Consider the following 21,679-nt stretch of genomic DNA (forward strand, 5'->3'; position numbering starts at 1 on the left):
ACCATCCACCACCACCACTTCGGCGCTGCGCGGCAGCGCATAATGCTGCAAGCCATCATCGCTGATCACCAGGTCCGGGGCGTACTCGCGAATCGCCACGTCCAGGGCATTGCGCCGATCCGGATCCAGCACCACCGGCGCCCCGGTGCGGCGAGCAATCAACACTGGCTCATCCCCTACTTCCAGCGCATCACTGCTAGCGGACACATGCTGGGGATACTGTTCGGTTTTACCGCCAAAGCCACGGGATACCACCGCCACTTTCAAACCTCGCGAGCGCGCCGCTTCCACCAACGCAATCACCAATGGGGTTTTGCCTGTACCACCGACAGTGATATTGCCCACCACCAACACCGGAACGGGAGGGCTTGGGCGTTGCTTCCTGAATTGTTGCAGACGCCGCCGCGCCTCAAAAGAAACCAGCGTAGACAGAGGCCGCAGCGGAACCAGCCAGGGACTGCCCTTATACCAACCCTGTTGAATCCATTCGCTCAGTGACCCCATGTCGCCCGCTTACTCCTCGGCAAAATTCATCCGGTACATCTGCGTATAAAGCCCGTTTTTTTCCAGCAATTCCTGGTGCGAGCCCTGCTCGATCAACTGGCCCTGATCCAGCACCATAATACGATCCGCTTTTTCGATGGTAGACAAGCGATGGGCAATGACCAGGGTAGTTCGCCCTTCCATCACCTGCTCCAGGGCCTGCTGGATGTGGTGCTCAGATTCGCTATCCAGTGCACTGGTCGCTTCATCAAGAATCAAGATCGGCGCATCCTTGAGCAGCGCCCGGGCAATGGCGATCCGCTGCCGCTGGCCACCGGACAATTGCACACCATCCTGGCCCAGCAAGGTATCCAGACCATGCTCAAGCTGCTCGATAAAGCGCCAGGCGTGGGCGTCCTGTGCCGCTTTTATGATGGTGGCGTCATCCGCGCTGCGCAGCTCACCGTAGGCAATATTGTTTCGCACGCTGTCGTTAAACAGCACCACCCGCTGGCTAACCATGGCGATCTGGTTCCTCAGCTCACCGAGCTGGTACTCCGGCAAGGGGACGCCATCGAGAAGAATTCGTCCCTGATCCGGATCGAAAAAACGCGGCAGCATGGCACTGATGGTACTTTTCCCCGCACCAGAACGCCCCACCAGTGCCACCGTCTCGCCGGCCTTGATGGAAAAGTTGAGATTCCGCACCACCGGTGACGCCGGGTCATAACCAAAGGTCACACCCTCAAAGTCGATGTTGCCATCGGCCTTGGTGGCCACCGCATAGCTACCGGTATCCACTTCCTGCTCCGTGTCCAGCAGTTCAAACAGGCTGGCCGCACCCGTTACGCCCCGCTGCACTTTCACGTTCACATCCGTGAGTTGCTTGAGCGGTTTCTGGATCATGCCAGCGGCGGCAATGTAGGAGAGAAAGCCCCCCACTGTCAGGTCTTCACCCATCAAGTGAATATATAGATAGGTAATGGCACCAATGCCCACCGCCACAAACAACTGCACGATGACCGTGCTGGCAATCTTGCTGGCATTGAGCTTCACGTTCTGCTTGGCGAAACTGCGGCTGACGTTATGGAATCGGTCCGCTTCCTGTTTCTGGCCGCCAAAAATTTTCACCTCGCCACTGCCCTCAATAGCTTCACCCAGAAAATGGGTGATGTTCGCCATGGAAGACTGGATACGACGGCTGATCTTGCGGAATCGCTTGCTGGTGATATTCATGACCAGGCCAATCAGGGGAGCCACGGCCACCAGAATCAACGTCAGTTTCCAGTTCTGCCATAACAGGAAACCAAACAGCCCCACCACAGTGAGGCCTTCGCGGATAATCACGATGATGGCATCGGTACCCGCACTGGTGACCTGCTGCGCATCAAAGATAATCTTCGACATGATGCGCCCGGACGCATTGCGGTGATATTCAGACTGGGGCAATTTCAGCACATGACCGAACACATCATTACGCAGCACATACACAATCTGCTGGGCCACCCAGTTCATGGAATAACTGCCCATGAACTGGCCCAGGCCCTGAAAAATCACCAACACCAATGGCGCGATCGACACGATTAGCACGCGGGCATCGGTCGGGTTGACGATGGTTTCCCCCAAGTAACCGGCCAGCTGTGCCGCCCCGGCCTGGGTGCCGGCATACAGGGCATAGCCAATAACGCTGATAATCAGCATGAACCAGTAAGGGCGGACGTAACTCAGCAGCCGTTTATAGGTAGGCCACACGTCCTCGGGGGGAAGAGGTTGACTCATTGTGCCTCGTTAGGGGATTCGCGAGTGGTGAGCGACAGCTTAACAAAACCCAGCTGCCCGGCCACGTCATAAACACGCACGACAGCCTGATACGCCACATTGGCGTCCGCATAAATTTGCAACGGTTGATCCGTTTTATCCTGCCCAAGACGCAGCAACGCAGTGCGTAGCGCATTGCTGTCACTGGCCGCCAGCTTCTCGCCGTTCACCAGGTAATCGCCCGTGGAGGTAATCGTCACTTCAACCTGATCATCCACCTGGGCCTGCGGAGCGCCATCGGCTTCCGGCAAGGTGATCGACAACTGTGTCTTGTCATCAAACGTGGTCGATACCATGAAGAAAATCAGCAGCAGGAACACCACATCAATCAAGGGTGTCAGGTTAACGCTGATTTCCTCCTGGCTGGGCCGGGGAAATTTCACGCCTTCTCTCCCGGTTCTGCCTCACGATCACCGTGGACCAGATCCACCACATGAACGGCGCTTTGCTCCAATTCCACGGTAATTTCTTCTACCCGGCGTACAAAGAACCGGTGAAAGAAGATTGCCGGAATGGCAACCACCAGCCCCGCTGCAGTGGTCAGCAGTGCCTGGGAAATACCACCAGCCAGCTGTGCCGCATCACCGGTGCCGTGAATCATGATCGCTGCAAACACATCGATCATGCCGACCACCGTGCCCAGCAAGCCCAACAGCGGAGTAATCGCCGCGATAGAACCCAGGGTGCTGAGAAATTTCTCTAGTTCGTGCACCACACCAGTGGCACTCTCCTGAATGCTTTCTTTCATGATGTCACGACCATGGCGAGCATTGGCCAGACCGGTCGCCAGAATACGGCCCAACGGCGAGCTGTCGCGCAGCTTCACCAGATTGCCTTCATTAAGCAAGCCGCGTTTCAGCAGCGTCTGCACCTGGGGCACCGTATCCGCCGGCGCTAATTTGCTGGGCCGCAAGGTCCAGAAACGTTCTACCACGATGGCCAGCGCCACTACCGAACAGATCAAGATCGGGAGCATCATCCAGCCCCCGGACTGCACAAGATCCTGCACCTTAACTTCTCCCCTTGCTCACAAATCGGGTTACCAAAAGCGCCAACGGGCCGGTCCATGCCAGGGCCGGGCAACCGTTTGCCGCCATTTTGTTATAAGCCGGCCATTATCGACGCCCCCCTGTCGAAACACAATCATGCCATCCAGGTCCGTGCGCAGAACTGTGATGCCCGCGCTGTCCAGCTTGTGCAGCACCTGCGGATGAGGGTGGCGGAACCGGTTACGGTAGCCGGCGCTGACCAGCGCAACATCGGGCTGCAGCTGACGCAGCAAGGCATCACTGGTACTGGATTTGCTGCCATGATGGCCTACCACCAGCAGGTCCACGGGCGCCAACGCCCCAAGCAAACGGTATTCCTCTTGGATGCCGATATCGCCAGGCAACAGGGCGGAACCAAATGGCCCATCAACATGCAGCACACAGCTGGCGCCGTTCCCGGCCGGCCCTGGCTCGCGGGGCCACAGCACCGTGAAGATCACGCCGTCCCAGCGCCACTGATCACCGGCCTGGCATAATTGGCTGCCTGGCACCCTGTGCGGCTCGCCGCTGAGCAACAGGCCTGGTGCCGGCAAGTCAGTCAGCCCGCCGGCATGGTCATTGTCGCCATGGCTGATCACCGTGCGGTCTACCTGCTGCCCCGTGACCGACAGCCACGGCCTCATACTCTGGGCCGCCATGCTGCCACCGGGCCAGGACGGCCCGGCATCATAAATCAGCAGGTGCTCACGGGTACGTATTGCCAATGCCAGCCCCTGCCCCACATCAAAAGCCGTCAGTGACCACTCCCCCGGCGCCAGTGTTGCCGGCTTCTGCGTCAACCAGGGCAGCAGGAAAAGCGGCAGCAAACGTCGAGGAAATGGCAAAAATGGCATCAGCAGCAACATCACCCCAATCATCAGGACGATACCTGCGGGCATGGACGGCAGCCTGAGCCATGACGGCACGCCCAGATTCGCCAGCCACATCATGACCCACACGGAAAATTCCACCCCGGTGGCGGCAGCCCCCAACAACCAGGGCTGCTGGAGCAGCGTCCCCAGCAATGCCGCAGGGATAACCAACAAGGTGTAGAGCGGAACCAGAATCAGGTTTGCCAGCGGGGCACTGGGTGTCCACTGCTGAAACAGCACCGCACCCGCCACGGCCATCACCACCGGCAGCAACAACATCAACCGCCAGGGCGCATGGCTGCGGGTCAGCATGGCGATACAGGCGACCGCACCGAAAGACAGCCACAGGCTCGCTGACAGCGCAGCCAGAGGCGTGATCAACAACACCACCAACAGTGCCATGCCCAACGCCCGCCACAGCGAAACCGGCACTCTCCACCACTGGGCCACTGCCACTACGATCAGCATTACCAGTGCACGCATGGTGGGCAAGCTGAAACCTGCCAGTGCCGCATACCCCATGGCACCGAGCAGCGCCGGCAACCAGGCAAGTTGCTGCAGCGAATATCGTCGCAGCCCTGGAACCACGCCTTGCAGCACTGGCGCAAGCAGCGCTCTGCCCAGCCACCAGAACCAGCCCGCCACAATGGCAATATGCAGCCCGGAAATGGCCAGCAGGTGAGCCCCGCCAGTGAGTTGAAAGGTACGCCAGAGAGACGACGACAGCCCGGCACGGTCACCAACTACCAACGCCGGTAATACCGCTTTGCCAAAGGGAGAGCCAGATACCGACGCCGCCACCTGAGAGGACAGCGCCTCCCGCCAGGCATCCACGCCGCCGTGATTGGCGATTACCGAAACACGCTCGAGCTTGCCACGGGCATCCACCCCGGCGGCAAGATCCGCGCGGGCACGATCCGGACCAAAGCGGTTATACACGCCGCGCGGCACCTTCAGCTCTGCATCCAGAGCCACCCGGTCCCCCGCACTCAGCAATACCGAAGGCGCATAGCTGTTGAGTACCACCCGGTGCGTGCCGGGCCATGCCTCACTGCCCCACACCGTCAGATGGATCTGCTGGCGAACCTGCCAGCGGCCGAAACGAAATTCACGGCGGGTAACCGGAATATCCCGCACCTGCCCCTGCAGGCTGAGCACCGCCCGGTCGTGCTCTGCAGGCAGACGTTGCGCCAACCCCTGGTGCAGTTGCCACACACCGAAGCCGTAGCCCAGCACCAACCAGACGAGCCATCGGGAACGGTAACGCCACATTCCCACCACCGCCACGGCACAAAGCACCAGCAACGGCCATAACACCCCCAGCCAGCAGCCAGCCACCATGGCCGCTGCCGTCAACCACATACGCATCCTTGCTCCGCGGTATTTTCTGAAACGACGACGTGAAAACGATTACACAGACATCACAACATGGCGATTCTGTTGACGAACCCAACAATCCTGAAAGCCGTCAGCGAAGGAGTATGCCTTTTTTATCGATGCGGGCATAATAGCGCCCGCGGGGAAACAGGAAGGGAGCACACACGCCCTTTTGCCCCACTTTTTTCGCGGTTAATCCCGGCACGAACGTACCGGGCATAGCAACGAACTGATAGAGTGCGTTCGTGGACGGCGAGATAACGCCCGCCAGAATGTACCGGGGCTGCCAGACGCTCCCCACCCCAGCCAGTAGATGCGAGTTCATGCCAAAACGGATATTCCGCAAATACCTGCCAACACCCGAACGCATTCGGCAGACCAAGTCGTTGAGCTTTCTCGGGGAGGTGTTGTCGGACCCCAATCTCTGGCATATCAACCGCCGCTCACTGGCGGGCGCCGCCTTTATCGGCATCTTCTCCGGTTTGCTACCCATACCCCTGCAGATGGGGCTGGCCGCGTTACTGGCGGTACGCTTTCATTGCAACCTGCCGCTGTCGGTGATGCTGGTCTGGATTTCCAACCCGGTCACCTATGTCCCCATCTTCTATTTCACCTACCGCATCGGTGCCTGGTTGCTGGGCATGCCGCCCCACAGCGGCGAAGGCATTACCGTGGCCTGGTTTGTGGAGCAGTTGATTCCCCTGTGGGTGGGCTCGTTGCTGTGCGCATTTCTGTTCGGCGGGCTGGCCTACCTGGCAGTCAAGGTCAGTTGGCGACTGGCGGTGATTCGTAGCTGGAACCTGCGCGCACACCGGCGCGCCCGGGCAGAACGCCGGGAGGCCAGACAGGAAGCAAAGGAAAACGCCAAAGAAGAGGCAAAGCGCCAGGCTGACGAGGCCCGCGACGACTCAAAGCCGCCGCAGTAACCCATCGTGCAGCTCATATTGCTGCGGGCAGCGGGAGGCAAACTCCCGGTCATGGGTCACGATCATGAACGCCGTACCCAGATTCTCATTCAACTCGATCATTAGCGCCTGCACTTGTGCAGCAGTGCGCTCATCCAGATTCCCGGTGGGCTCATCCGCCATTACCAGTGCCGGCTCGGTCACCAGCGCACGGGCAATGGCCACCCGCTGACGCTCGCCGCCACTCAGCGCGGAAGGCTTGTGCTTGAGACGATGCTCAAGCCCCACCCGCTCCAGAATCGCGGCGGCCCGGGCCTGACAATCCGCCGGCTTTTCGCCACGGATCAACAGCGGCATGGCCACATTTTCCAGCGCGGTAAATTCCGGCAACAGATGGTGAAACTGGTAAACGAACCCCAGGTAACGGTTGCGCAGCCGCCCGGTTTCCCGATCATTCAGTGCTGTCAGCGAAGTGCCAGCGATAGAAACCGAGCCACGGGTAGCGTGGTCCAGCCCGCCGAGCAGATTCAGCAAGGTCGATTTCCCCGAACCGGACGCACCGATAATCGCCAGGATATCGCCCTTGTACACAGTCAGGTCCACACCCTTGAGCACTTCCAGTTCGTTATTGCCCTCTTCGTAGGCTTTCACCAACGTTTGCGCATGCAGGACAGGCGTCGAATCATTCATAACGCAGCGCCTCCGCAGGTTGTACCCGGCTAGCGCGCCAGGAAGGATACAGGGTGGCAGAGAAGCTAATGAACAGCGCGATCCCCACAATGGTGCCCACATCGGACCACTGCAACTCGGACGGCAGATAATTCACAAAATAGGCATCAAACAAACGGGTGTTAAACGTTCGCTCTACCCACTCGGCAATATTGCTCACATTGGTGGCCAACAGCACCCCAAGCACGGTCCCCAGCAAGGTGCCCGCCACCCCGATCAGGGTGCCCTGAACCATGAAAATGCGCATGATCGTGCCCGGTGACGCCCCCAGCGTGCGCAACACTGCGATGTTGCCGCGCTTTTCAGTCACCAGCATCACCTGGCTGGAAATGATATTGAAAGCAGCCACCGCCACAATGAAGCTGAGCAACAGCGTCATCATGGTCTTTTCCATCTTGATAGCCTGGAACAGGTTGCCGTGGCTGCGGGTCCAGTCACTGGTGTAGTAATTCGGTCCCAGCTCCTGTTGCAACTTCCAACCGAGATTGGAGGCACTGAACAAATCGTTCAGCTTCAATCGCACCCCTTGCACAGTGCCCGCCTGGCGAGCCAGTTTGGCGGCGTCCGCGACATTCACATAGGCGTAAAGCGAATCGACCTCAGCCCGCACCCGGAAAATCCCGGTGACCGTAAACCGTTTGAAGCGGGGCATCACCCCGGCAGGTGAAATCGTGGCTTCCGGTAGCACCAGGGTGATTTTATCGCCCAGTTCAGCGCCCAGACGCCGCGCCAGGCCATAACCCAGCACCACATCGAACTCACCTGGCGCAAGGCTTTCCAGCTCGCCCTGATGCATGAAATCCCCGACGATGGACACTTTGCGCTCGGCTTCAGGTTCAATGCCGTTAATCAGCGCCCCGGCCACATTACCGCGATGGGTCAGCATGCCTTCAAGCTGTACAAAAGGTGCGGCTGCCTCAATCTGGTCATGATGATCCAGCCGGTTGGCCAGCGCCTGCCAATCCTGCACGGGCTCACGGCCATGCACCGACAGGTGCGTCACCATGCCCAGAATGCGGGTTTGCAGCTCACGATCGAAGCCGTTCATGACAGATAGCACCGTGATCAGCACCGCCACGCCCAACATCAGGCCCAATGCCGAAATCAGTGTAATCACCGAAATAAAACTGTTGCGGGCACGGGCGCCGGTATAGCGCAGCCCCACATAGAAGGATAGAGGTCGAAACATGCAGCGCATTTAACCCGAAACCCGGGGCAAATACTACGGCCATCACGGTCAGAAACCGGCACGTATGCACCAGGGGTTCGCTTTGTGATCGGCGTCAGCGTTCCTGTGCTAGCAAAATGGTTGAATAAGCCTACCTAACTTTCTAATATCGAAAGAAAATACAATCTCGCCGGGGGAAGAAATGAAGACAAGAATAATGACGTTGCTGGCCTCAGCAGCGCTGGCCATGCCCGCTGCCTCACTGGCGGCCGACGTTCCCCAGCGCGGCATGTCCCAATCCCAGGTCCGGGCCGAATTCGGCGCCCCCAACCAGAGCAAGGGCCCGGTGGGCAGCCCCGCCATCACCCGCTGGTTCTACAACGGTTTCACCGTTTACTTCGAAAACAACACCGCTTTGCACACCGTGGTTGATCGCCCCGTGAGCGCGGCACCGGATGTGGTCTCCGGCCAGCAGGTCGATACCCTGCCCCCCCTTCAGGAAAAAACGGCAGCGCAATCCAGCGAGCCAGCGCCCGCCACTGCGGATAATGGTGAAGACAAAGGCGAGCTGATGTTTGACCCGGTTTCCGGTCGCTTTGTCAGCGAAGACAACAGCGGCAACGACGCTGCAACGGCCAGCAGCGCTGAGCCGAAACCAGCCGCCCCCCCTGCGGCCGCCGCGACAACAGCGCCAGCCACTTCAGAGTCAACCACGGCCCCGACACCCGCCCCGGCTTCATCAGCAACAGCTCCTGCCGCTGACACCAGTGCTGAAGGCGAATTCCGCTTTGACCCGGTCACCGGCCGCATCATCATCGCCGGCGAAGACACACCAGAACAGGCGGCGAAGAAGAAAGCCGCCAGCGTAGAGAAAGAAGCTCAGCAGTCCGTTGACCAGGCCAGCGAAGCGGCCAACCAAGCGGTAGAAGACAGCCAGGCCAAAGCGCAAAGCGCCGTTGATGACGCCAACGAGAAAGCACAGGCTGCCCAGGCTGAAGCCGAGCAAAACGTGGAAGAACACGTCGAGCAGGCAGAACAAACCCAACAGGCCGCAGAGGACGCGGCGAACGACGTAAAAGACACGGCCGATGACGGCGGCTTCTATATTGACTGGGGGGCCAGCCAGTAGCACACTCGCGCGCATAGCCAACCCTGCGGACACTCTTCGCTATGCGCCAACTGCTTCCTGAATGGGCTCCCCAGTGGGGGGTCCTGCTCGCCTGGCCCGACGCCCACACCGATTGGGCCGATCACCTGGCCGACGCCGAAACCTGTTATCTGGATATCCTCGCTGCCCTGCTTGATCACGAGCATGTGCTGCTGGTGTGCCGTAACGCCCACATCCGTGAACATATTCACGCTCAGGTCGCTGCGCGGGGCATCGACGCCCAGCGCCTGCAGGTGGTGATCGCCGACTACAACGACACCTGGGCCCGGGATTTCGGCCCCATCGCCATTCGCAACGGCGAGCAGACACAGCTGCTGGACTACACCTTTACCGGCTGGGGCGGCAAGTTCGCCGCCGACAAGGACAACGCCCTCAACCAGCAACTGCCCTGGCAGCTCCCCCTGGAAACCCACGCCCTGGTACTGGAAGGCGGCGCCATCGATACCGATGGCCATGGCAACCTGCTGACCACCCGCCACTGCCTGCGCAACCCCAATCGCAACCCTGACCTCTCAGAAGCGGAACTGACCGAACAGCTGAAACAGCAGCTGGGCGTCAGTGACATCTGGTGGCTGGACCATGGCGAGCTGGAAGGCGACGATACCGACGCCCACGTGGACACCCTCGCCCGCTTTGTGGACGAGAAAACCCTGGCCTATGTGCAATGCCAGGATACCCGCGACAGCCACTACCCCGCCCTCGCCGCCATGGAACAGGAACTGCAAAGCCTGGCGGATCAGCATGATTTGACCCTGGTTCCGCTGGTACTGCCGTCTGCCCAGTATTGCCGCGAGGGAGAACGCCTGCCAGCCACCTACGCCAACTTTCTGATCACCAACGAGAAAATTCTGGTGCCGATTTATGGCTGCGACACGGACCAACAAGCACTGGATGCCCTGCAATCCGTCGCCGGACCACGCAGCGTGGTGGCCGTCAACTGCCGGGTACTGATCGAACAGCACGGCAGCCTGCACTGTGTCACCATGCAATTGCCGCAAGGCGCGCTTTAATTATCTATTCAACACTGAGCCCAGCCAGCCCAGTACAAGGAAAATGCCCATGCGTGTTGCCGTTATCCAGCAAACAAACACCGCCGACCTGCAAGCCAACCTGGATCATTCCCTGTCGCAGGTGCGCGAGGCCGCCGCCCAGGGCGCGGAGCTGGTGCTACTGCAGGAATTACACCGCAGCCTGTATTTCTGTCAGACCGAAGACACCCGCGTCTTTGATCTGGCCGAACCCATCCCCGGCCCCAGCACCGAAACCCTGGGGTCACTGGCCAAAGAGCTGGGTATCGTGATCGTCGGCAGCCTGTTCGAAAAGCGCGCCACCGGCCTGTACCACAACACCGCCGTGGTGCTGGAAAAAGACGGCAGCCTGGCCGGCATCTACCGCAAGATGCATATCCCCGACGACCCGGGTTTCTACGAAAAATTCTATTTCACCCCCGGCGATGCAGACTTCAACGATGGCCGCAGCGGCTTCAGCCCCATCGAAACCAGCGTGGGCAAACTGGGCCTGCTGGTGTGCTGGGACCAGTGGTACCCGGAAGCCGCCCGCCTGATGGCACTGGCCGGCGCCGACCTGCTGCTCTACCCCACCGCCATCGGCTGGGACCGCACCGATGAACAGGATGAGCAGAAACGCCAGCTCGACGCCTGGATCACCATCCAGCGCGCCCATGCAGTCGCCAACGGTTTACCGGTGCTGGTCGCCAACCGCACCGGCTTTGAACAAAGCCCGGCGGACGACAGCGGCATTCAATTCTGGGGAAACAGTTTTATCTGTGGGCCACAGGGTGAATTCCTGGCCCAGGCCGACAGCGACAACGAGCAGGTGCTCCTGGCCGACGTGGACCTGCAGCGCAGCGAATCCGTACGCCGAATCTGGCCTTACCTGCGCGACCGCCGTATCGACGCCTATACTGATCTGAACAAACGCTACCGGGACTAGCCTCCAACGGCCCTTCGGCTTGTCTGGCGGATAATCAAAAAGCGGGACAGAAACAGAAAGTCATTCATTCTAACCCGGCCACTATAACGGGATAGCTGCAGAGCGCTTAACTAACACTTCCAGTGCCTGGGAATAAGAAAACGTCTGTGACAACGACGCCGCCAAAGGCAAAATCGTATTGGCAAGCCGCAACTCAAAATCGTCCGGATGCAGCCCGATGCGTATCGGTATTCCAGTGCGGCGGGACTGGCTGATATTGATGGCATTGAAAAAGCGTAACGTCCAGGCACGAAACGCGGTGTCCGCTTCAAAACCTGCCAACGGCAGCCGTGTGAAGGTGCGTTTTTGGGTATCGTGAACACCAGACAAGGTTTCCACATACCGAAACGGTAACCCGGCAAGCTGTGCCGGGGTCAGCGCCCCCAATGCCCACGCCGGCGGCACGTACAATGGCGACGGAGTCAGACCGTTACGGATAAACCAGCGATAACAGTCCCACACCAGCCGCTGAATGCCGTCGCCGGAGAACGACAGATGCTCCGCCACATCCCGTGACAACAGTGCGCTGTGCAAGCGGTGATAAAGCGTCATGGGTGGCTGACAACGGTGAGACCAGCCATGGCCGGCCAACGGATGCCCCGCCTCCTGCAGAGACCGCAACCAATCCAGGTCATCGGCCTGCCAGTCTTTACCGGGAACAACCAGCAAGGTCACTGCTTGGGCAGGCAGGTTGAGCCGCGCCAGCATGGCGGTGACGCGCGTGCGGGTCTCGGGCATCACATCGTGAATCGAAACCAGTGCGGTTAATGGCTCAGAGCGCATTGCGGATATAACTGCTACTCAGGCGGCGCAGCAATGCCAGGGTGGGAGAAGGCAGCGCCGGGTTTGGGTTGGGTGCCAGCGTGGCGCAGTGGGCCAGCACCGCCGTCCACTGCGTCACCGCATGGTCGTTCATGGATAAGGCAGCCTGGCGGGCCTGCTCGGACTTAAGCGAGCGCGTCACCGGGCTGAGTGATTGCAGGCGCTCGAGGGTATCGAACAGACTTTCCCCTTCGTCCATGATCCACAGGCCGTTAGCCAAGGCCGGCCATTCATTGATGCCGCAGGCCGGCGTGGTAATCACCAGCCGCTCCCGCGCCATGGCTTCCAGCGCTACCGTGCCAAAGGCTTCCACCGATGAGGGCAACACCAGCACCTGACAGCGATCCAGCATGCTGACTACTTGCTCTCGGGTACACCAGCCGTGGAAATGCAGGTTACCCTGCTCGCCGCAGGCTTTTTCCACCTTGCCGCGCAAGGGGCCGTCGCCGGCAATGTCAAACTGCAGGTCCGGGCGACGGGACGCCAGCGCGAGGAAGGATTCAATGTTCTTTTCCGCCGCCAGCCGGCCCACATAGCAAACCCGCTGCACGGTGTTATCCAGCTCGACCACTGGCGTATGCACGAATTCGCGGGCCAGCGGTGTGCCCACCAGCTGTGGATTGCGCGCCCCCGCGGCCCGGGCCTGGGCGATCATCGATTCGCAGATGGTAGCGGCGGTTTCGCTGCCCTGAAACAGGGTGCGGTTCACCCAGTTGAGAAAACCGCCAGCCAATCGCGCCAGCCGTTTTCCCCAATACAACTCCACCAGGCGGTTGTAATCTGTCTGGAAGGTAACGCACACCGGAATCCCCCATTTCTTGGCGATCCAGTAGCCGATCATGGAGAAAATACCGGGCCCCGGAATCACGATCACATCCGGTTTCATTTCCCAGACCAGGGCGCTCAATTCACGCACTTTGGGAAAAAAGAGTCGCTGGGTGGGGTCGCCGGGGATCGGTATGGAAGCGCCCTGGCAAGGATGCGGTTCCTCCATGCAGGGCTGCACCAGTTCCACTTGCGCCACCTGATCTTTCAGATGCGAGACCAGGTCCTGGAAGTAGGCGCCGACGCCATTCCGCCCTTTGATCGCATCCACCACAAACAGTATGCGTAGCTCTTTGGTATCCATGGCCGGCAGTATCCCGGCCGCTCATGTCGTTAATGTGACAGGAGCGTCACGCCATGACGGTGTAATTGCGACAAGATGTAACGAACCCCGAACTCGCCGTAGGAGCGCCGCTTGAGGCGCGAATCTGCTTGCCTCATCAGCTGCGAGCCACGAGAAGCGAGTTTCGAAAATCGAAACTATTTTGGTTCGCGCCTCAAGCGGCGCTCCTACAGCGGTTTTTCATCAGTGCTGGGGAGCGGGTATCCGAAGCGCTCATACACCCAGCCAAACCTGTGCAGCAACGCCTCACCACTGACACCCAGGGCATCCAGAGAATACTGATGGGCGCTGCGGTACTGCCTGGCCTTGCGGTCCTGTTCCTGCAGCCGCTGACAAAATTGCGCGTCGGGCTGCCAGCCAAACCGCTGGTAAAAACCCAGTACGGTCTCGCCAGGAGCCGATGCCAGGGTCTCCATCACCGACAGCGCCTGGCGCTGTTCCGGCAGCTGATTTACCACCTCCAGCAGATGGCGATAGTAGTATTCCAGCATCGCCAGAAACCCTTCGCGCCAGTAGGCGGTGGTGTCGCGACCATCGAACAGGCGCGCGCCTATAAGAATGGAATTTACTTGCGATGGCACCGCCGCGGTGGGGCTACGCAGGCAGCCAATAAAACGGGCATCCGGGAAAGCGTCGGCCAAGGTTTCCATCCACGGGGTAAACGACGGGTTCTTCGATAGCAGGATTTTTTCCGGGCCGTGAAAATAAAGGTGGCGCTGAATAAAACGGCGGTAAGCGCGCATCAGTCGTTGTTTTTCTTCCGGGCGGCCATCGCGGTCCAGAAATGTCAGTTGCCACAGGGCAGGAACAGGCACCACAAGCACTAGCAAAAAGCAGCCCCACACCGGGATCAACCCAAGATAATCCTCTTCCGGATCCAGCAGCCCGGTCTTGTGCACGCCGTCCAGCCCACCCAACAAACGCCTTTCCGCCCAAAACAGAAGCCGCCCACCTGGGCGGCCTATCAACGTATCCAGGCGAGCGACACCGGTCCAGAAATAGCGCTGGGTAATCGAGGGCGCAAACAGCAGCTCCCACAGCGCCGTGGTGGTGAAACGCGTATCCATGGCCAGCAGGCGATGCAGAAAGGTCGTGCCGCTTCGCGGCACTCCGGTCACAAACAACGGCTGACGCACCGCCACGCGCCGGAACGCCGGGAACAGCAGATAATCCAGCCCCAGGCCGATGCCATTGATTCCCTGTACCAGCAGGAATAATGGCCAGAACAGCAGCATCACCAGCAGCCGCTGCAACGAGAATCCGCGCAGTTGGCCCTGGTAACCGGGGAACCAGCTGGCGGCAAACAGTGCAGTATAACGTTTCAACAGCGTTGGCATGGTCAGGCTCGAAGGGAAGAAACGTTGAAACAATAAAACAGTTTCAAGTCACAAAAATGACAACACACCCTCTTGTGTCCAGGTCACAGCGCTGTCATCTTTCTCGCAAAGAATAACGCTATGACACTGCCAATGACCGAACTGACACCTTCAACCTACCCTGCTCTGGTGGGTCACCGTGGCGCCCGCGGCGAAGCGCCGGAGAACACGCTGGCCAGCTTTCAAGTGGCAATAGAAGCCGGTGTGACGGAAATGGAACTGGATGTGCGGCTATCCTCCGATGGCCAGCTGATCGTGCTGCACGACAGCGACGTGACCCGCACCACCGGTGTCCGTGGCAATGTGCGCCAGTACACCCGTGCCCAGCTTGGGGTGATGGATGCCCGCCGCAATACCCCCGGCTGGCACAGCCCCACCGGAATTCCCTCACTGCAGGAAGTGGTTGAACTGTGCGGCCCGGATATGCGTTTTCAGTTCGAGGTGAAAGGAGCAGACCGTACCGTCCTCCACCAGCTGGCTCATCACCTCACGCACATGATCCATGATCAGCAGCTGCAATCACGGGTGGTGATCACGTCCAGCCACACCGGCTTTCTACGCATGATCGGCACCATGGCCCCGGATATCGAACGGGGTTACGTGTGCCAGTATCGTTACCTGCAACCCACTCGCCGCGCCAAAGGGCTGGGCTGCAGCTGGGTGATCGCACATTACTCATTGGTCGGCCCCGCGCTAATGCGCCGGGCCAAACGGCGAGGCTTGAAAGTGTCCGTGTGGACGGTGAACGACCTGACCGAAGCCGAACGACTGGCCAAGCTGAAAGTGCACAGCATCATCACTGACTTCCCCACCAGCTTTGTCAGCCACTTCCGCCGCAAACACCGTTACGGCTCTTCGGAAGCCGCTTCCATTAACGGCTGATCGTTAAGAAACACCATGATCTCCTCTTTACGGGCCATGGCGTCCTTGCGCCCCATCTCGATCAAGGCATTGGTGAAACCGGGCTCAAACAGCAGATAACTCATGGCACTGGCCCCGGGGGAACGGGTCGCGCCGGAACTGCGCAGAAAAAAACGCAAGGTCCGGGGTAATTCACGGATATGCTCCGCTGCGATTTCATCAATGGGCCGCGAGGGATAAATCTTCAGCACGTCCACTTCGCGCAGTTTGATACCATGCTTTCTGCGGGTGCGCTCGCCCAGCGCAGACAGGGTGTGGTTGATTCGTTCCAGCCGCTCCACATCCCCTTCCAGCGTATCCACGAACACACTGTTCAGAACGTGGCCCAACACCTGTGCCATGGAAGGATAACCACCAAGCCGGCGCTGATGCCCGGCACTGACGTTGCCGGAGACACCAATCACCAGTAAGCGCGTGGCGCCAAGATGCAATGCCGGGCTCAACGGTGCCAGTTGCCGCAGTGCCCCATCGCCGTAGTAGGCACCATCCACATTGCTGGCGGGGAACAGGATAGGAATGGCCGCCGACCCCAATAAATGCTCCACCCCGATGTTCGAACGCTTACCCTTGCGGCGCGCACGGATCCATTCAGGTAGCTCGTCCGAGCCCTGAAAAAAACTCACCGACTCGCCACTGGCATAGGCAGAGGCCGTAATCGCCAACGCCCGCAAATGCCCCTGATCCAGGCTTTCCTGGATACGACGAAAATTAATCACCAGCGACAACAGACGCTGCAACGGCGTGTTATCGAGCAGTGAACTGCGTTCCGGGGTTTTGCCCGTGGCCACGCCAGAGAAAAACCAGCGCATGACGCCACGCAGACAGGCATACAGATCCGTGCGGTAGACCTGCTCAGCGGTAATGTTCGACCAGACCCGTTCCAGCCCTCGCACAGCAGCGCGGTAGTTGCCCGCATTGGCTGACAACGCCGCCGCATTGATCGCCCCTGCCGAGGTACCGCAGATGATCGGAAACGGATTAGGGGCACCGCGCGGCACCATTTCCGCAATCGCCGCCAGGACACCGACCTGGTAAGCGCCACGCGCCCCGCCGCCGGACAATATCAGTCCTCTCACCGGATCCTGCTTGTTCATTGATACCCTCCCTGTTTGTTGCGCTCAGTATGCCGCGCTGACCGCCACGCCACCACCGGCCAGCACATGAATAATACTGGCGGGACAATACGCGCTGCCTTATTCTGAACGCTCTCAAGGACACAGGATTATGTGCGCTTTCTCCCTCCGCCCTGCTCTTCCCGACGATCTGGATGCACTCACTGCGCTGGAACAGCGTTGCTTTTCATCCGATCGACTGTCCCGTCGCAGTTTCCGTAAATGGCTTAAACGTCAGCACAGCGGTCTCATCGTTGCGCTGGATGAACAACAACAACTGGCTGGCTATGCCTTGGTGTTGCTGCAGCCCGGCACGCGCCTCGCCCGGCTTTACTCCATCGCAGTGGATCCGCAGCAACGGGGGAAAAAACTCGGTGAGCGGTTACTAGAAGCCGCCGAGGACTATGCGCACCAGCAACGGCGCCTGTTCCTGCGACTGGAAGTGCGCAAGGATAACGCGGCAGCCATCGCCCTGTATGAACGCCTGGGCTATCGCCTTTTTGCCCAGACGGCGGACTATTACGAGGATCATGAAGACGCCCTGCGTTACCAGAAACGGCTGCACTATCAACCCGGCAACCCACCCGGAAATCAGCGCGACAACCCGACGCCTCGGCACTTGCCCTGGGTCCAGCAGACCACCCCGTTCACCTGTGGCCCGGCCTGCCTGCTAATGGCCCTGGCCGCACTGAAACAACAAACGCCCACGACCACAGAAGAACTGTTGCTGTGGCGCGAAGCCACCACCATTTTCATGACCGCAGGCCATGGCGGCTGCCACCCGCTGGGGCTGGCGTTGGCCGCCCGGCAGCGTGGGCTCAACGCCCGCGTCTGGTGTAACCAGACTGGCCCCCTGTTTGTGGACTCAGTGCGCGACAGCGACAAGAAAGCGGTGATTACCACGGTACACGACCACTTTGTTAGCGAATGTGCACGGCAAAAAGTGCCTGTTTGCTACGAAGATTTCGGCGCCGATGAGGTAGACAAGGCCATTGCCGCCGGCAGCATTGTCCTGGTGCTGATCAGCACCTGGCGGCTGGACGGACGCAAGGCTCCACACTGGGTTGCCATCAGCGGCAGCGACGGAGAATGCTTCTACATTCATGACCCGGACCCCGGCGAAGACCAAGTGCCTATGGACTGCCAGCATGTGCCCATCACGCGGAAAAAATTTGATCAGATGCGACAATACGGGCAGGCAAAGCTGCGCACGGCGGTGATCTTGAGCCGCCCCTGAATAATGCCTTGCGAACATCGCAATAAAACCGTTTCGAGTCGCGAAAGCCTGAATTTCCGCTCTTTGAGGTTTTGCTTTTCGACACTCGCTTCTCGCAACTCGCGACTGCTGTTATCGCTCCTGCGGGCCGTTCAGGCACAAAAAAGCCCGCACGGGGCGGGCTTCTTGTGGCCGGGCGCGGGCTTACATCTTCATCACGTCCTTGCCCAGGGTGGCCGCTTTTTCGCTGTTCACCTTGCGGGCATTCTCTTCACATTCATCGTCGTTACCGCCGCAGATTTCACAGTCCTGTTTCATGCCCAGTGAGGCCAGGCCACCACAGGAGCCTTTGACCGGCTTGTTGGAAAGAATCACGCCCACGGCCATGCCGGCGAAAAGCAGGCCAATGAAAACTACTGCTGCCACAATGGTCATGAACATGTTACTTACCCTCCACAATTGCATCGAAGGCGGGAGTCGATAACTCTTCCACGCCCTTACTGGTTCTGACAATAAAAAACACTGCCAGTTCTTGGTCTTTGGCGAAAGCCATTCCTTCATCCGGGCCCAGCACCGTCATGGCGGTGGCCAGACCGTCGGCCATCATGGCACTTTTGTGCAAAACGGACACCGAGGCCAACTGATGCTCCACCGGGTAACCGGTACGGGGGTCAATGGTATGGGAATACAAGCGGCCGTCCGACTCAAAAAAGTTACGGTAATCGCCACTGGTAGCCACGGCCATATTCTTCAGGTCTACCACCTGCTCCACCTCGCGAACACCCGCAATCGGGCGTTCTACGGCAACCCGCCAGGGCTGTTTATAGGGTTTGCTGCCCTTGCCCAGCAGTTCTCCGCCCACCTCTACCAGGTAGTTATTCAGCCCGTGGCTATCCAGTAAGGCCGCCACCTTGTCCACCGCAAAACCTTTCGCAATGGACGACAAATCCACATAGATGCCGCCGGGCTGCAGCAGTTGCTGGTCGCTGAGCAGCAGTTTCTGCCAGCCAACCCGTTCCTGCGCTGTCTCGATTTCGCTGGCCTCTGGTGGCTCAAACCGGTCCGGGTCCGGCCCGAAGCCCCACAGGTTAACCAGCGGCCCCACCGTCACGTCATAGGCGCCGCCGGTTTGTTCCGACAGGGAAAAGGCGGCAGTCATCACCTTAACGGTATCCGAGGGCAGATTCATCAGCGTCCCCGGCTCGGCGCTGTTGAAACGGCTAAGGTCGGAATCCGGTCGGTAGGTGCTCATCTGGGCGTTTACCTGCTCCAACGCCGCTTCAATATCACCCTTCAACGCTTCTACGCCTTCGTCCGGAGTGCCGGTGTATTTTACGCTCCAGGTGGTTCCCATGGTGGGGCCACTGAGTACCGACAGGCGATTCTTGCTGTCGTCACAGCCCGTCAGCAGCAGCGCCAGGGAAACAATCAGCAGAGGAAGAATGCGAGGCATTGTCATGTTCCGGTGGTTAACAAGGAGCGCAAGTTGAAAGTTCAAAGTTTAAAGTTAAAACGCGCGTTGCCCAGGCACTACACTGACACTGCTATAGCCGCGACGAGCGATTTCGCAGGGAAATGCACAAGATCACCGCTTACCTTTTCAACTTTGAACTTTGAACTTAAAGAAACGCCGGCCCGAAGGCCGGCGTTTGGAATCATCCGCCAAAGTCATCCAGCAGGATATTTTCCGGTTCCACACCAAGATCTTCGAGCATCTTGATTACCGAGGCGTTCATCATCGGCGGACCACACATGTAGTACTCGCAGTCTTCAGGAGCCGGATGGTCCTTGAGATACTGTTCGAACAGCACGTTATGGATAAAACCGGTGAGACCATCCCAGTTGTCTTCGGGCTGCGGGTCTGACAGGGCCAGATGCCACTCAAAGTTATCGTTCTCGTCCGCAAGCAAGTCGTACTCTTCGTTATAGAAGCACTCACGAACACTCCGCGCACCGTACCAGAAGCTGATCTTGCGCTTGGAGTTCAACCGCTTGAGCTGGTCGAAAATATGGCTACGCATGGGTGCCATACCCGCACCACCACCGATGAAGACCATTTCCGCATCGGTTTTCTTGGCGAAGAACTCACCGAAGGGTCCGAATACGGTGATCTTGTCACCCGGCTTCAGGTTGAAGACGTAGGAACTCATGATCCCGGGCTGAATATCCTTGGACCCCGGAGGCGGCGTCGCGATACGGATATTGAACTTCAGGATGCCCTTCTCTTCCGGGTAGTTGGCCATGGAATAGGCGCGAATCACTTCTTCGTTGTTCTTGGTGTTCAAATCGAAGAAGTTGAAACGCTCCCAGTCACCGCGGTATTCCTCATCGATGTCAAAGTCGGAAAACTTCACATCAAAGGGCGGTGCTTCCAGCTGCACATAACCACCCGCGCGGAAATCCACGTTTTCGCCTTCCGGCAATTTCAGCGTCAGCTCTTTAATAAAAGTGGCAACGTTGTTATTGGAAATAACCTCGCATTCCCACTTCTTCACGCCGAAGAACTCTTCCGGCACCTGGATTTTCATGTCCTGCTTCACGTTGACCTGGCAGCTCAGGCGCCAGCCATCGCGAATCTGTCCTTTGGTGAAGTGGCCTTCTTCGGTGGGAAGAATGTCTCCCCCACCGTCGAGCACCTGGCAGCGACACTGCGCACAGGTACCACCGCCACCACAGGCTGAAGACAGGAAAATACCCTGGTCTGCCAGGGTGCCCAGCAGCTTGCCGCCGGCGGGCGCATCAATGCCTTTTTCGGCATCGTCGTTAATATCGATGTGTACGTTACCGGTTGCCACCAGACGGGAACGGGCAGCAAGAATCACCGCCACCAGCGCCAGCACAATGGCAGTGAACATGACGACACCGAGAATAATCTCAACACTCATGATTCAACTCTCCCCTTACAGCTGCACGCCGGAAAATGACATGAAGCCCAGTGACATCAGACCCACGGTAATGAAAGTGATGCCCAGACCTTTCAGACCATCCGGTACGTCGCTGTACTTGAGCTTTTCCCGGATACCCGCCAGCAATGTGATCGCCAGCGCCCACCCGGTGCCGGCACCCACGCCGTATACCATGGACTCACCCAGGGTGTAATCACGCTCCACCATGAACAGGGACGCACCCAGAATGGCGCAATTCACGGTGATCAGCGGCAGGAAGATACCCAGCGCGTTGTAGAGGCTCGGCACATACTTGTCGAGCGTCATCTCCAGAATCTGCACCAGCGCGGCGATAACGCCAATGTAGCTGAGCAGCCCCAGGAAACGCAGATCCAGCTCGGCCAGCGCCGGTACACCGGTCCAGGCCAGCGCCCCTTCATCAAGCAGGTAGGTTAGCAGCAGGTTGTTCACCGGCACGGTGATGGTCAGCACCACCACCACGGCAATCCCCAGGCCAATCGCAGTCGAGATCTTCTTGGATACGGCAATAAACGTACACATGCCCAGGAAGAAGGCCAGCGCCATGTTTTCAACAAAGACGGCGCGGACGAACAGGCTCAGATAATGTTCAAACATTAC

At 59.0% G+C, this 21,679-nt stretch carries 21 protein-coding genes; 6 read left to right on the forward strand and 15 right to left on the reverse strand.

The features are described 5' to 3' along the window. The 5 genes from lpxK to A3730_RS27770 form a co-directional block, all read right to left on the reverse strand. The coding region (lpxK, locus tag A3730_RS27750; protein WP_063539377.1) for a tetraacyldisaccharide 4'-kinase at positions 1–504 on the reverse strand (504 nt) is incomplete at its 3' end. Between the two features lie 9 nt (positions 505–513). Further along, positions 514–2,262, reverse strand: coding sequence for a lipid A export permease/ATP-binding protein MsbA (gene msbA / locus A3730_RS27755; RefSeq protein WP_063519847.1), 1,749 nt, complete (start codon positions 2,260–2,262; stop codon positions 514–516). Continuing rightward, a complete protein-coding gene (locus A3730_RS27760) occupies positions 2,259–2,684 on the reverse strand; it encodes a biopolymer transporter ExbD (RefSeq protein WP_063519846.1) in 426 nt (141 codons plus the stop codon). Before A3730_RS27760 ends, msbA begins: the two co-directional genes overlap by 4 nt. After that, on the reverse strand, positions 2,681–3,310 hold the full coding sequence (locus tag A3730_RS27765; RefSeq protein ID WP_039925832.1) for a MotA/TolQ/ExbB proton channel family protein: 630 nt from the start codon (positions 3,308–3,310) through the stop codon (positions 2,681–2,683). The genes A3730_RS27760 and A3730_RS27765 overlap by 4 nt, the downstream gene beginning before the upstream one ends. Before the next feature lie 30 nt (positions 3,311–3,340). Then, the gene (locus tag A3730_RS27770; protein ID WP_231884073.1) at positions 3,341–5,569 is read right to left on the reverse strand and encodes a DNA internalization-related competence protein ComEC/Rec2; all 2,229 of its coding nucleotides are present in this window, start codon (positions 5,567–5,569) and stop codon (positions 3,341–3,343) included. Positions 5,570–5,901: 332 nt separating this feature from the next. Here A3730_RS27770 and A3730_RS27780 point away from each other — a divergent pair, with 332 nt between their 5' ends. Next, positions 5,902–6,504, forward strand: coding sequence for a DUF2062 domain-containing protein (locus tag A3730_RS27780; protein WP_063521310.1), 603 nt, complete (start codon positions 5,902–5,904; stop codon positions 6,502–6,504). Here A3730_RS27780 and lolD read toward each other — a convergent pair. Next, positions 6,487–7,173 carry a lipoprotein-releasing ABC transporter ATP-binding protein LolD gene (gene lolD, locus A3730_RS27785; protein ID WP_063521636.1) on the reverse strand — a complete coding sequence of 229 codons (687 nt, stop codon included), beginning with the start codon at positions 7,171–7,173 and terminating at the stop codon, positions 6,487–6,489. The two genes, A3730_RS27780 and lolD, sit on opposite strands and share 18 nt — an antisense overlap. Then, positions 7,166–8,401: a lipoprotein-releasing ABC transporter permease subunit gene (locus tag A3730_RS27790; RefSeq protein ID WP_063539370.1), complete on the reverse strand. Its 1,236-nt coding sequence runs from the start codon at positions 8,399–8,401 to the stop codon at positions 7,166–7,168. Before A3730_RS27790 ends, lolD begins: the two co-directional genes overlap by 8 nt. Before the next feature lie 181 nt (positions 8,402–8,582). On the opposite strand from A3730_RS27790, the gene A3730_RS27795 reads away from it, so the two are divergent. Genes A3730_RS27795 through A3730_RS27805 form a run of 3 tightly spaced genes read left to right on the forward strand, consistent with a single transcriptional unit; the run spans position 8,583 to position 11,501 of the window. Further along, complete coding sequence (locus tag A3730_RS27795; protein WP_063539371.1) at positions 8,583–9,509, forward strand: hypothetical protein; 927 nt, start codon at positions 8,583–8,585, stop codon at positions 9,507–9,509. 41 nt (positions 9,510–9,550) lie between these two features. Beyond that, the gene (locus A3730_RS27800; RefSeq protein WP_063539372.1) at positions 9,551–10,558 is read left to right on the forward strand and encodes an agmatine deiminase family protein; all 1,008 of its coding nucleotides are present in this window, start codon (positions 9,551–9,553) and stop codon (positions 10,556–10,558) included. A gap of 49 nt (positions 10,559–10,607) precedes the next feature. Continuing rightward, entirely contained in the window at positions 10,608–11,501 is an 894-nt protein-coding gene (locus A3730_RS27805; protein ID WP_063539373.1) for a carbon-nitrogen hydrolase, read from the forward strand. Between the two features lie 81 nt (positions 11,502–11,582). Here A3730_RS27805 and A3730_RS27810 read toward each other — a convergent pair whose 3' ends face one another. The 3 genes from A3730_RS27810 to A3730_RS27820 all read right to left on the reverse strand — a co-directional run bounded on the left by A3730_RS27810 (position 11,583) and on the right by A3730_RS27820 (position 14,867). Further along, on the reverse strand, positions 11,583–12,323 hold the full coding sequence (locus A3730_RS27810) for a polysaccharide deacetylase family protein (protein WP_063521047.1): 741 nt from the start codon (positions 12,321–12,323) through the stop codon (positions 11,583–11,585). Continuing rightward, complete coding sequence (locus A3730_RS27815; protein ID WP_063521048.1) at positions 12,313–13,491, reverse strand: glycosyltransferase; 1,179 nt, start codon at positions 13,489–13,491, stop codon at positions 12,313–12,315. Before A3730_RS27815 ends, A3730_RS27810 begins: the two co-directional genes overlap by 11 nt. 206 nt (positions 13,492–13,697) lie before the next feature. Then, positions 13,698–14,867: a sulfotransferase gene (locus A3730_RS27820; protein WP_063539378.1), complete on the reverse strand. Its 1,170-nt coding sequence runs from the start codon at positions 14,865–14,867 to the stop codon at positions 13,698–13,700. Positions 14,868–14,987: 120 nt separating this feature from the next. Between A3730_RS27820 and A3730_RS27825 the strand changes: the two genes are divergently transcribed. Continuing rightward, the gene (locus tag A3730_RS27825) at positions 14,988–15,788 is read left to right on the forward strand and encodes a glycerophosphodiester phosphodiesterase (protein ID WP_063520097.1); all 801 of its coding nucleotides are present in this window, start codon (positions 14,988–14,990) and stop codon (positions 15,786–15,788) included. On the opposite strand, the gene A3730_RS27830 is transcribed toward A3730_RS27825, so the two are convergent. Beyond that, positions 15,752–16,921 (reverse strand): patatin-like phospholipase family protein, encoded by a 1,170-nt coding sequence (locus tag A3730_RS27830; RefSeq protein ID WP_063520096.1) that lies wholly within the window; start codon positions 16,919–16,921, stop codon positions 15,752–15,754. The two genes, A3730_RS27825 and A3730_RS27830, sit on opposite strands and share 37 nt — an antisense overlap. A gap of 130 nt (positions 16,922–17,051) precedes the next feature. On the opposite strand from A3730_RS27830, the gene A3730_RS27835 reads away from it, so the two are divergent. Beyond that, positions 17,052–18,176, forward strand: coding sequence for a GNAT family N-acetyltransferase/peptidase C39 family protein (locus tag A3730_RS27835; protein WP_063539374.1), 1,125 nt, complete (start codon positions 17,052–17,054; stop codon positions 18,174–18,176). Positions 18,177–18,359: 183 nt separating this feature from the next. Here A3730_RS27835 and nqrM read toward each other — a convergent pair whose 3' ends face one another. The 4 genes from nqrM to nqrE all read right to left on the reverse strand — a co-directional run bounded on the left by nqrM (position 18,360) and on the right by nqrE (position 21,676). After that, on the reverse strand, positions 18,360–18,596 hold the full coding sequence (gene nqrM, locus A3730_RS27840) for a (Na+)-NQR maturation NqrM (protein WP_007151334.1): 237 nt from the start codon (positions 18,594–18,596) through the stop codon (positions 18,360–18,362). 1 nt (position 18,597) lies between these two features. Then, positions 18,598–19,608 (reverse strand): FAD:protein FMN transferase, encoded by a 1,011-nt coding sequence (locus A3730_RS27845; RefSeq protein ID WP_063518778.1) that lies wholly within the window; start codon positions 19,606–19,608, stop codon positions 18,598–18,600. Between the two features lie 202 nt (positions 19,609–19,810). Continuing rightward, complete coding sequence (gene nqrF, locus A3730_RS27850) at positions 19,811–21,040, reverse strand: NADH:ubiquinone reductase (Na(+)-transporting) subunit F (RefSeq protein WP_063539375.1); 1,230 nt, start codon at positions 21,038–21,040, stop codon at positions 19,811–19,813. Between the two features lie 15 nt (positions 21,041–21,055). Then, positions 21,056–21,676, reverse strand: a complete 621-nt coding sequence (gene nqrE, locus A3730_RS27855; protein ID WP_007150757.1) for an NADH:ubiquinone reductase (Na(+)-transporting) subunit E — start codon at positions 21,674–21,676, stop codon at positions 21,056–21,058. Between the last annotated feature and the right edge of the window lie 3 nt (positions 21,677–21,679).

This window comes from Alcanivorax sp. HI0044 (assembly GCF_001634945.1).